The sequence below is a fragment of the Gilliamella sp. Fer1-1 genome (genome assembly GCF_001690825.1).
Lineage (GTDB): Bacteria > Pseudomonadota > Gammaproteobacteria > Enterobacterales > Orbaceae > Gilliamella > Gilliamella apicola_C.
The window spans coordinates 1-12101 of record NZ_LZGX01000017.1; the positions used below are offsets into that span (position 1 = coordinate 1).

At 36.5% G+C, this 12101-nt stretch carries 9 protein-coding genes; 2 read left to right on the forward strand and 7 right to left on the reverse strand.

Annotated elements, in window-relative coordinates; genetic code table 11:
• Nucleotides 1-329: 329 nt before the first annotated feature.
• Together A9G28_RS01765 and A9G28_RS01770 are read left to right on the forward strand one after the other, a co-directional pair.
• On the forward strand, nucleotides 330-1193 hold the full coding sequence (locus A9G28_RS01765; protein WP_176700696.1) for an RNA ligase family protein: 864 nt from the start codon (nucleotides 330-332) through the stop codon (nucleotides 1191-1193).
• A complete protein-coding gene (locus A9G28_RS01770; RefSeq protein ID WP_065567651.1) occupies nucleotides 1190-2332 on the forward strand; it encodes an AAA family ATPase in 1143 nt (380 codons plus the stop codon). Before A9G28_RS01765 ends, A9G28_RS01770 begins: the two co-directional genes overlap by 4 nt.
• Before the next feature lie 161 nt (nucleotides 2333-2493).
• Here the strand turns inward: A9G28_RS01770 and citG are convergent, their stop codons facing one another.
• The 7 genes from citG to prlC all read right to left on the reverse strand — a co-directional run bounded on the left by citG (nucleotide 2494) and on the right by prlC (nucleotide 12051).
• Complete coding sequence (citG, locus tag A9G28_RS01775; protein ID WP_065579573.1) at nucleotides 2494-3387, reverse strand: triphosphoribosyl-dephospho-CoA synthase CitG; 894 nt, start codon at nucleotides 3385-3387, stop codon at nucleotides 2494-2496.
• A gap of 220 nt (nucleotides 3388-3607) precedes the next feature.
• Nucleotides 3608-6583, reverse strand: coding sequence for a DNA translocase FtsK 4TM domain-containing protein (locus A9G28_RS13985; protein ID WP_065579574.1), 2976 nt, complete (start codon nucleotides 6581-6583; stop codon nucleotides 3608-3610).
• A gap of 104 nt (nucleotides 6584-6687) precedes the next feature.
• Entirely contained in the window at nucleotides 6688-7212 is a 525-nt protein-coding gene (locus tag A9G28_RS01785; RefSeq protein ID WP_065579575.1) for a gamma carbonic anhydrase family protein, read from the reverse strand.
• Nucleotides 7193-8458 carry a Bcr/CflA family multidrug efflux MFS transporter gene (locus tag A9G28_RS01790; protein WP_065579576.1) on the reverse strand — a complete coding sequence of 422 codons (1266 nt, stop codon included), beginning with the start codon at nucleotides 8456-8458 and terminating at the stop codon, nucleotides 7193-7195. Before A9G28_RS01790 ends, A9G28_RS01785 begins: the two co-directional genes overlap by 20 nt.
• 138 nt (nucleotides 8459-8596) lie before the next feature.
• Nucleotides 8597-9286 carry a 16S rRNA pseudouridine(516) synthase RsuA gene (rsuA, locus tag A9G28_RS01795; RefSeq protein WP_065579577.1) on the reverse strand — a complete coding sequence of 230 codons (690 nt, stop codon included), beginning with the start codon at nucleotides 9284-9286 and terminating at the stop codon, nucleotides 8597-8599.
• A 19-nt stretch (nucleotides 9287-9305) separates the two neighbouring features.
• The gene (locus tag A9G28_RS01800) at nucleotides 9306-10037 is read right to left on the reverse strand and encodes a class I SAM-dependent methyltransferase (RefSeq protein WP_065579578.1); all 732 of its coding nucleotides are present in this window, start codon (nucleotides 10035-10037) and stop codon (nucleotides 9306-9308) included.
• Nucleotides 10024-12051, reverse strand: coding sequence for an oligopeptidase A (gene prlC / locus A9G28_RS01805; RefSeq protein ID WP_065579579.1), 2028 nt, complete (start codon nucleotides 12049-12051; stop codon nucleotides 10024-10026). Before prlC ends, A9G28_RS01800 begins: the two co-directional genes overlap by 14 nt.
• Between the last annotated feature and the right edge of the window lie 50 nt (nucleotides 12052-12101).

Consider the following 12101-nt stretch of genomic DNA (forward strand, 5'->3'; position numbering starts at 1 on the left):
TACTTTATATCTATTTTAAGTGAAAAATCGTAACAAACAGTTTGTTTATTAACAATAATTTTCTAGTTTATTATTAGCGTACATAACTATTTATTATAATGACGCTTGACAATTAGTCTGTAACCGCTGATAATTGCGCCGTTTTTTAACCTTATATTTTAATTTTAGTGAGGTGGCAAAATGCCTGTAGTTAACACTTTATCTTAATGCCGACACGGTATTCTCTATTATATTGTCTTTTGCTAGGTATTACCTAAGCGCTTTTATTGCAATTCAATCTATAGATTTTTTGCCTTGTCGGTTTTCCCTTATTTTTTGGAGAAAACGTGATGACAATGGAATCTTATATTCAAAATTTAGAATTAATTAAATACCCACGAACACCACACCTAGAAGGCTCTCGCTTACAATTTGGTGATAGTGAACATGGACAACGCCCTTATAATCAATTAGTTGGTCAACATATCGTTGTTGAAGAAAAGTTAGATGGCGCTAATTGTGCTATTAGCTTTTCAGCCAGCGGAGAACTATTGCTGCAATCTAGAGGGCATTATTTAATGGGGGGGTCACGAGAACGCCAGTTTAATCTATTAAGGCGCTGGGCTTGCGTGCATGAATATTGGCTATTAGAACGATTAGAAGATCGCTATATTCTTTATGGTGAATGGCTACATAAAAAACATGCAATTTTTTATGACGCACTGCCTCATTATTTTTGCGAGTTTGATATTTGGGATAGGCAACAAAACTGTTTTTTATCTACGATAAAACGGCATCAATTACTAGCAGATGGTCCTGTTTTATCGGTGCCAGTTTTATTTGCAGGATCGGCACCAGCTAAATTAAGTGAATTATTGAATTTGGTTAAGGAATCTTTGGCTAAAACAGCTAATTGGCGAACTTGTTTTGAAAAAATTATAACTCGCGAAAAACTTGATTTAACCAAAGCATGGCAGCAATGTGATAATTCTGATTTTATGGAAGGATTATATCTAAAAATCGAATCGGAAGAACAAACAGTTGATCGTCTTAAATGGGTTAGACACGATTTTGTGCAAGCGATTTTAGATGCAGGGCAACACCATTCTGAACAACCCTTTATTCCTAATCAACTAGCCAACGGTGTTGAACTTTATACACCACAATTAACCGTGAATTGGAACAGCAGATTGATAAATGGAGGAAAGGTATGAATTATCCAGCATTAAAACAGCAAATAACACACACCATAGCAATGGATGATTTTAGCCCATGGTTAAGCTGTATTCCTGAATTAAACCGTTTGTTAACTACACCTCAAGATGCTATGTACCATGGCGAAGGGAATGTATGGATTCACACTCAAATGGTTATCCGAGCATTATTGGGGCAGAGTGAATTTGCTAATGCAACAGAAGATGAACAATTTGTGTTATTTATGACGGCCTTATTGCATGATATAGCTAAGCCTGAAACGACTATAATTGATAAAATCACAGGTAAAATTACCCAACCTCGGCACTCAAAAAAAGGTGAGATTTATAGTCGCATATTATTATGGCGAATGGGCGTACCGTTTGATTTAAGAGAGCAAATTTGCCGAATCATTAGCGTACATCAAGTCCCTTTTTTTGCTTTAAATGAAGAGCGAAAAAATAGAACACCTGAATATTTAATTCATCATTTATCGTGGCAGCTACCTATTTGGATGTTATGTCTACAAGCTAAAGCGGATATGCAAGGCCGCATTTGTGCCGATAAAAAAAGAGCACTTGATGAAGTTGAGCTATTTAAACAGTTGGCACTTGAAGAAGGGTGTTTATATCACCCTCGCCAATTTGTGGATGATTATACTCGGGTTCAATATTTTCGGGGAAGTAATGTCTTACCTGATTATGCGTTATATCCCCAAAAAGGATCGGAAGTAATTATGCTAGCAGGTTTACCTGCTTCAGGTAAAAATAGTTGGGTAAGCAAACATTATCCAACATGGCCTGTTGCGTCTTATGATGATGCCAGATCTGAACTAAAACTGAAGCATGGCGAAAATGAAGGGCAGGTTATACAGTTTGTCTTAGCTAAGGTAAAACAGTGGTTAAGAGTAAAACAACCTTTTATTTGGAATGCGACCCATTTATCGCAAGAAATGCGACAAAAAGCGCTCGATTTACTCTACGCTTATCATGCCAACGTGAAAATTGTATATATTGAACAACCAGAAAAAGAGTTATATCGCCGAAATGCTGCGCGTGATACGACTTTGCCCAATAAAACCATTCAGCGGTTATTAAATAAATGGGAGGTTCCGCTACCAACCGAAGCACATAAGGTAAGCTATGTAATTAACCAATAATTGCATAATATCTTATAAGGTAAATTGGGGCTGATATCAAAGCCCCAAAATTGCTTAAATAGCTGTTTACTTAAATAGTTGTTAGCTTCAATAGTTGTGTACAATATTAAATACCTTTATTTTAATACCCATAAATAAAGGTTATTTCTTATTGGTTTATCTTATTTGTTATACTCAGACAAAAACCAAGTAATAGCAATTAAATCCGCCGAACCGCCAGGACTTAAATTACGTTTAACGAATTCGGTATCAAGTTGATATAATTTTTTTCGACCGTCAGAATGAATAATACCACCTTGATCAATAAGATTTTTCGCCTCTTGCTGGACAAAATACAATCCGTCTAATCCTCCTCTTGAAACGACATTAGTATCTTGATTAAAAGCAAGCAAGTACAACATGGCTTGTAGCAAGCAAGTTTCTTCATCATAGCCACTGTTTTGCATTTTTTGAAAAATCGGAAGAGAGATATTTCTAACTATTGCGTAGCCTGATTCAGCTTCCCCTCTTGCACCAGTCAGATTGTGGCGTTTAAATAACCTCTCGCCTACAGAATTTGCTTGTATATTTTGCTTTAGCTCGCTTTGGACAATACCTTGGCAAATTGCTGAGACCTCATCGCAAATACTTTGCGTGTTGACTGGTAATCCTAGTTGTTCTAATTTGCCAATAGCCCCCATTAATAGCCCAAAGGCAAATATACCGCCCTTATGTGTATTGACTTGATTAGTTGCTCGAAACATGGCTTGTTCACACTCAATGCCAATTGGTCTAATGCCTGCTAAAAAATGTTGATTATCATAGTTGGCGGAATTTTTACCGTACTTATAAAAACGCTCAAACCAAATACAAATAGCTTTAATACTTTGGACAAAGGTTTGAAAATCCATATCACGATGTGCACCGCTATTATTCATATCAACCAATCCAGGTTTAGGCGATAAGCAAATTTCTTTTATTAATGCTTTGGTTGCTAATTGTGCAGGTAAACATCGATTAGGATCATTATTAAGTTTTAATTCTAATAATGCGATTTGCTGTGAATAATCACTCATTATTGATCGGTACCTATTAAAGTGTTTTTGAAGTATGATACGAGTTTTTGATAATAATAATTAATATTATCAATATGATAGTTGAGTATTTTTTACTATTTATTCACACGATAGTTATTATCCTCAATTTATTTAGCTACAATCTAGCAATAACGTTATAATGATGTTTTGTGAAAGCGCTAATTCATTGATAAAAATAAATTAGCATCTTAAATAAAGATCAATATTCACTGGTTTTAACTGCTAATACTTCTCGATTACCGTTATGCGCTGGAGCACTAATAATGCCTTCAATCTCCATTTGCTCAACAATTCTTGCTGCTCGATTATAACCAATTCTGAATTTTCGTTGCACGCTAGATATAGAGGCTCGGCGAGTTTCGATAACAAATTCGACCACTTGGTCAAAAATAGGGTCGAGTTCTTCATCGATACTCTCTGAATTATTGCCATCGTTATCACCACTTGAAACGGTTACATTTTCAATATATTTTGGTGCACCTCGTGCCTTCCAGTCTTGAACTACAGCATGAACTTCTTCATCACGGACGAAGGCTCCATGTACTCGTATTGGAATTGAGCTATTAGGGGCTAAATAAAGCATATCCCCCATACCAAGCAGCGATTCCGCACCCATTTGATCTAAGATCGTTCGAGAGTCGATCTTGCTTGATACCGTAAATGCAATACGTGTAGGAATATTAGCTTTAATTAAACCAGTAATCACATCAACCGACGGGCGTTGTGTCGCTAAGACAAGATGGATACCCGCCGCTCTGGCTTTTTGTGCAAGCCTTGCGATTAACTCTTCTACCTTTTTACCCACTGCCATGATAAGGTCGGCAAACTCATCAACCATCACGACAATATAGGGTAATTTATCGAGTGTTGGCATATTAAGATCCATACTATCGGTTGGCTTCCAAAGAGGATCAGGAATTGGTCTACCCATTTCATCAGCTTGTTTAATTTTTTCATTGTAACCAGCAATATTTCGCACTCCTAACGCTGACATTAGACGATAACGACGTTCCATTTCATTTACACACCAATTAAGTGCATTGGTAGCGTCTTTCATGTCAGTAACGACTTGAGTTAATAAGTGTGGTATTCCTTCATAAATAGAGAGCTCAAGCATTTTGGGATCGATCATAATAAACCGCACATCTTCAGGTTGCGATTTATATAAAATACTTAAAATCATTGCATTAACACCAACTGATTTACCCGAACCAGTAGTACCGGCAACTAATAAGTGCGGCATCTTAGCTAAATCAGCAACCACTGATTGCCCAGAGATATCTTTACCTAATACGATTGTTAATGGTGATTGAGCATCTTTGAATTGAGGACTGTCTAATACTTCCCTAAAATAAACTGTTTGACGATTCTTATTGGGTAATTCAATGCCAACATACGGTTTGCCCGGAATAACTTCAACTACACGAACCGATGGCATGGATAATGATCGTGCTAAGTCACGATCTAGTGTTGAAATCCTAGCAGCTTTAATGCCTGGTGCAAGCTCAATTTCGAAACGAGTAATCACAGGCCCAGGCATATAATCAACAACTTTGGCTTTTACTCGGTAATCAGACAAACTTTTTTCAATCAATTCTGACATAGCGTTTAAGGCCACATGATCCACCTCAATTCTTGCCGTTGGAGGCGCTGTTAATAAGTTTAGCGAAGGTAGTGGCGTAGTTGGTTTTGGCAATGGTTTATCATTACGTCTCAATAATGGATGAATTAAACTAGCCTCATCATTTTCTGAGGAATGATAATCTTGATCATCTTGAGCTATCTCTTCAGGATAAATATCATCAATGATTGGATTAGCTTTTTTTAATGCTTCAGTATCAACATATTCAAGTTGTTCTACTTCTAATTTTACGCCTGTTTGCGTTTCAGTTTTTTCATCTGCTATCTCTTGTATGGTAGCTGTGTTTATAATAGCATCAGGCTCTTGCATCAATGGCTGCTCAGTTTCAATGGTTTTCATTATTGAAATATCTAGAGCGGGTTCAAATGAACCCTTTTCATTATTGAATTTAATTTCATGTTTATTGTCTACCGAAGTAAATAAAGGTTTACTTGGTGCATCTGATATTGTGTACTTATCTGATTGTTCAAATGATAGTTTTTCTTCAGATTTTTGCGTTTGGATCACCTGCTTTATTTGCGCCATTGAAGAAGATAAAGCCTGTTCTTGATCTGGAGTTGCTTTATCTCCATTTATGTTTTGAATAATTGATTCAAGACGAGACAAAATTTCCTCTGGGTCGAGTTCTTTCCTAGGTGGATTATCAACGGCTTGGGGTGTTGTTACCTGTGATAATTGCAAAGAATCTTTGGTTTTAATTAATTCTTCGGTCGTTTTGATTAAAATCTTTTCATTTTCATCAGCAAAAATAAGAGTATTTGATGCCTGCTCTTGAGGTATTTCATTATTAACAGAATAACTTGGTGAAATAATTTCGGTGTTATCACCTTTGTTATCACAAGGTATTGTAAATTGAGGTTCTTTTGTTACATCATCAGATCGTATAATATTTTTTTCTTGTTTTAACGCAGTCTGTTCAATGTTATTTGTTGTACAAGCCTTGATTAACCATCTAATAGGTAACAGTAAAATCATGACAAAAGCACCTAATTTTTCCATTAGATTCAACCACGAAAATCCAGTTAATAATGTTATACAGGCTAAGCAAGTTCCAAGAAGAGTTAATGATAAAGTTAAGTTATTTATAATGGGTAGAAGGCTTTCAATGACTATTGCCCCAAGATAACCACCTGCTTCAAATTGTTCTGCATCACGAATATTTAAAGCAAAAAAACCCGTCGAACTGAAGATAAATGCCAAAACACCAATAATTCTAAATGAAAGACTAAAATAATTAATGGGATCATTGGCATGTTTATAAAAATGAACTATGAGTTGTAAACAAATAAAAATAGTAATAAAAGGGATGCTATAAGCGATAAACCCTAAAAATTGGAAAAAAATGTCGCTGGCATATGCGCCAAGATAACCGCCAAAATTGCTAATAGGATAGTGCCAAGCAGTACGAGACCAGCCAGGGTCAGCGGGATCGTAAGTAAACAGAGATAAAAATAAACAAACAGATAAACCTAGTATTGCAAGCAAAATGAATTGAGTAATAATCTGCTTTCTTGTCATTTTGGGCTTTTTCAAACAAGTACCTAAAAAACTATCGCTATTAAAATTGCTGGCATTTTACCATAAATTGCGCTATGTCACAGAGCGAATGAAATATAAAACATCATTTATTGTAGTTACTATCGATTTATAGGAAATAGATTTTCACTAAATCGTTTGCTATTTTGCACGTAACTTTTTGCATTGTTTATATTGCCTTCAATTTCGTTTTCAGTCAGTTTACGAATAATTTTTGCTGGCGAACCGATAATTAAACAACCTTCACTATAAGGAAGCGTGCGTGTGACTAATGAGTTAGCGCCCACTATGCAATTTTTAGCTATTTTCGCATCATTTAAAATAGTACTTCCCATACCAATTAATACATTATCTTCAATAATACAGCTATGAAGAATAACATTGTGACCAATTGTTACATTTTCACCAACAATACAAGGGGTACCTGTTTCAACATGTACAGTGCAATTATCTTGCACATTACTATTTTGACCAATATGAATAGGCGCGATATCGCCACGTAAAACAGTATTAAACCAGATCGAAACACCTTGCTCTAAAGTTACATTACCAATTATTTCAGCTGATTTTGCAATAAAACAATGTTGATGAATTTGCGGATGTAAATCACCTAATTGGTAAATCATGATTTTTCCTTTTTTGGTTTTTGGCACACAAAAATAAGCTAACAGCAAGAAAATTACATAACACCATAGAGCCAACCATTAACCATTCGGTCGAGTTATTTACCGTTTCTCTTACAGTCGAATGCGTTGATGCTAACATTGATAATGATAAACCCATTGCGCCAGCCACTGCAAAGCGAATTGTACCTGCTAAAGAAGAAGCTGTACCGGCAATATGCTGATGAAGATCTAAAATAATCGCCATGCTATTGCCTCCAATGGTTGACATACAACCAATATAACCAGCAATACAAATAACTAGGCAGGTAAACCCTAGATTAAATAGACTGACAACAAGAAGGCTTGTTGCCATAGTAAATTGGATAAAAAGCCCTAACTGCATCATTTTAATCGAACCAACACGTTTAACAAAACGGCTATTTACGGTATTCATCAATATCATAACAATAATATTGAGTGCAAAGTAATAACCAAAATTAGTGGATGCAACGCCATGTAAATTCATATAAACAAAGGGACCTAAGCTTAAAAAAGAGAATAACCCCGCCCCTGAAAATGCGCCTATCATCATATAAGTGAGTGCTTGGCGGTGTCGAAACAGCATAATAAAATTGCTTAAAATACGAACTAAGCTAAACCGATCTCGTTTGGCTTTTGCGAGTGTTTCAGGGATATTGGTGACAACTAAACCAAAGCAAGCGAGAGCAATTAAGCAGATAGTGTAAAAATTGGCTCGCCAATTAAACCAATATAAAATAAATCCACCGATAATCGGCGCCAGTAATGGAGCAACATTGGATATCAGCATGACAAAGGACATCATTTTAGAAAATTCATCACGATCACGATAAATATCTTTCATTAACGCATTAATGACTATTGTGGTTGCCGCAGCCGCAATACCATGAAAAAAGCGAGCGGTAATTAATTGATTAATATTGGTAGCAATTGCACAGCTTAATGCCGCGCCTATAAACATAATTAGGCCAAAAATTAAAACGTTGCGTCGCCCATAACTATCAGTAAGCGGCCCAAATAAAAGTTGCCCAACGGAGAAGCCTAGTAAATAGCAGCTAATAGTGAGTTGTACAGCTGTATCGGCTACATTAAAGTTGTGCGCAATAGTTGGCATACTTGGTAAATACATATCTATAGATAATGGCATAAGCATAGAGAGTAAACCAAGGATAAAAATCAGCGCTTTTTTAGATATTTTTATTTCTACCTGTGTGTTTTGGTTTTGCACAAATCGTTCCTTTTTACGGCTTTTATATAAAATTTAATTAAGGACAAGCTTAATTTTTGCGGTGTGGCTAGCTTTAAAGTATCTATAAATATAAATAGAATGCCTCATCTTAACGACTTATCATTGCGACAATTGATATTAGCTAAAAGAATGAATTTCATCTTGAGTCAATGGTCGATATTCTCCCTCCGGTATATCAATAATCACGTTACCGATTTGTTTTCGATGCAACGCAATTACGTGATTATTAACCGCTGCAAACATCCGTTTTACTTGATGATAGCGACCTTCGCTAATGATTAATTCAGCATGAAAATCATCAATAATGGTTAGTTTTGCAGGTTTAGTGGGTGACTTTTCACTTTTCAGTTGAATGCCTTTTTTAAATATATCAATGAGCTCAACTTTTAATGGTTGTTCAACGGTGACTACATAAATTTTTTCACAATGATGTTTAGGGGATGTAATTCGGTGTGACCACTTGCCATCATCTGTAAGCAAAACAAGCCCTGTAGTATCAAGATCAAGCCTTCCTGCTGCATGTAATTTTTCAGGCATCGGCTCATCAATAAAATAAAGAATTGTTGGATGATCGGGATCATTGGTCGAACAAACATAGCCTTGCGGTTTATTGAGCATAAAATAGCGTTGGCTGGCCACTTGTTCAATTTGATAACCATCATATTCAACTAATTGATCTGGCGATAATTGATACGCACCTGATTTGATAATCTCACCATCGACAGTCACTTTTTTAGCTTTGAGTTCTTTGTTTACAATAGTACGACTGGCGCCTAAATGATGAGCAAGAAATTTATCTAATCGCATAATTTAAAAATATTCCCTATTACTTTAAAGGTGTATAGATATCAAAACGGTGATTTTTAGTTTTAATTTCAGCTGTTGGCTTTTGGTTAGCTAAAAATGGCGCATAATCAGGTCGTTTTACCACAACTCGTTTCCGGGCTAATTGCCTTGCTGGTGCTAATAAACTATCAGCATCACTATCACTACCAACTAGCTGTTGAAAAATGCGCATCTCTTTTTTGACAAGCGCACTTTTTTGCCGATGTGGAAACATCGGATCAAGATAAACAACATCTGGTTTTTCAGGGTAAGCCCTCAATCCCTCAATGCTTGAATCATAAATTAAGTGTAAATGTTGCTCAATCCAGTGACCTATATCGAGATCTTGGTAGGCACGTTGTAAACCATCGCTTAATAATGCGGCAGCGACAGGATGCCGCTCAAACATAGTGACATGACAACCAATAGATGCTAAAACAAAGGCATCACGACCAAGTCCCGCAGTTGCATCAATAACTGAGGGTAAATACTCACCTTTTACACCTACTGCTTTAGCGATTGCCTCGCCACGACCACCGCCAAATTGGCGACGATGAGCCATCGCGCCAGAAACAAAATTAACACAGATAGAGCCTAATTTTGGTTCGTCTGTTTTTTGTAACTCAAGTCGATTATTTTGGGTAACTAGCGTAAACGGAAGATCGGCATGGGCTAATAACCATTGCTCAGCTAATTGTGTTAACTGAGCTAAGTTAGAACTACTTGATACCATAGTGACGAAGTAGCGCATCAAGTTGAGGTTCGCGACCTCGGAAGTTTTTAAATAGCATCATTGGTTCATCGCTACCGCCTTGTGACAATATATTGTCAAGAAATGCATTACCTGTTTTCGCATTGAAGATACCTTCTTCTTCAAAACGTGAAAATGCATCAGCAGATAAAACTTCTGCCCATAAGTAACTATAATAACCTGCCGCATACCCCCCAGCAAAAATATGGCTAAAAGCATGAGGAAAGCGTCCCCATTCAACAGTAGGAACAACAGCAACTTGTTTTCTGACTTCAGCTAATGTGTTTAAAATATCGAGATCTTTTTGCGTATGTAATTTAAAATCAAAAAGACCGAATTCCAATTGCCGTAAAATAAATAACGCAGCTTGATAATTTTTAGCTTCTAGCATCTTTTCTAGCATTTCTGCGGGTAATGGTTCACCTGTTTGATAATGACCGGATATAAATGCGAGCGCTTCAGGTTGCCAGCACCAGTTTTCTAAAAATTGGCTTGGCAACTCAACAGCATCCCACGGCACGCCATTAATACCAGCTACTGATGAAACATCAATTTCGGTTAACATATGGTGTAATCCGTGGCCGAATTCATGGAATAATGTGGTGACTTCGTCATGAGTAAACAGTGCTGGTTTATCTCCAATTGGGCGATTGAAGTTACAAGTTAAATAAGCAACAGGTTTTTGTATATGACCATCCGCAAAACGCATGCGACCAATACAATCATCCATCCAAGCACCACCTCGCTTGTGTTCACGTGCATATAAATCAAGATAGAAGCTACCTTTTAATTCGCCATTAGCAGCATAAAGATCATAAAATTTGACTTCTGGATCCCAAACTTCAACGCCTTTTCGCTCTTTGGCTGTAATACCGAAAATACGATGTACTACTTCAAATAAACCATTAATTACTCGTTGCTGCGGAAAATAAGGCCGTAACTCTTCATCATTAATAGTATATAAATACTGTTTTTGCTTTTCACTATAATAAGCAATATCCCATGGTTTAATATCACTGGCACCAAAAAATTCATACGCATAGCGTTTTAGTTCAGCTAGCTCTTTTTCACCTTGTGGCTTGGCCTTAATTGCTAAATCGCTTAAAAACTCGATGACTTGCGTTGTGGATTTAGCCATTTTTGTTGCCAGTGATTTGTCTGCATAAGTCTTGAAACCTAATAATTGTGCTAGCTCGTAACGTAGGTCCAGAATTTGCTTAATGATCTCTGTATTATCCCATTTACCCGCATTTGGTCCTTGGTCGGATGCACGCGTGTTATAAGCTTGGTAAAGCTCAAACCGTAAATCACGATTATCACAATAAGTCATCACAGGAAGATAACTTGGTATATCCAATGTCAGCAACCACCCCTCTTTGCCTTTAATTTTAGCTTGTTCTTGTGCTGCTGCAAGCGCACTTTCAGGCATACCAGACAGCTCTTTGATATCAGTAATTAGTTTTGACCAACCCATAGTCGCATCTAGTACATTATTACTATATTTTGATGATAATTCTGATAATTTTGCGACAATTTCACCGTAGCGTTTTTGTTTATCATCAGGTAAACCAATTCCGGATAATTCAAAATCACGTAATGCATTATCAATAACTTTTTTCTGTGCTTTGCTTAACGTTGCGTATTGTTCGCTTTCTTTGAGTTGTTTATAGGCCTGATATAAAGGCTTATGTTGCCCAACCCATGTACCGTACTCAGAAAGTAAGGGTAGACAAGCTTCATAGGCTTCACGTAATTCTGAGCTATTTTTAACTGAATTAAGATGGCTAACAGGAGACCAAGCTCGACTAAATTTTTCGTCTACTTCATCAATGGGCTGGATCAAATTATCCCAAGTATATTTACTATTTTGTTTAAGTACAGTTTCAATAGTATTTCGACAATTTTTTAGCGCCTCTTGTATGGCAGGTAAGACATGTTCAGGTTTAATTTGAGAAAAAAGCGGTAATGGTACATCTGTTAGTAATGGATTAGTCATGTTGAGATACCTTTATACAAATGGTGTTGTCTATTAATAGAACATAATAT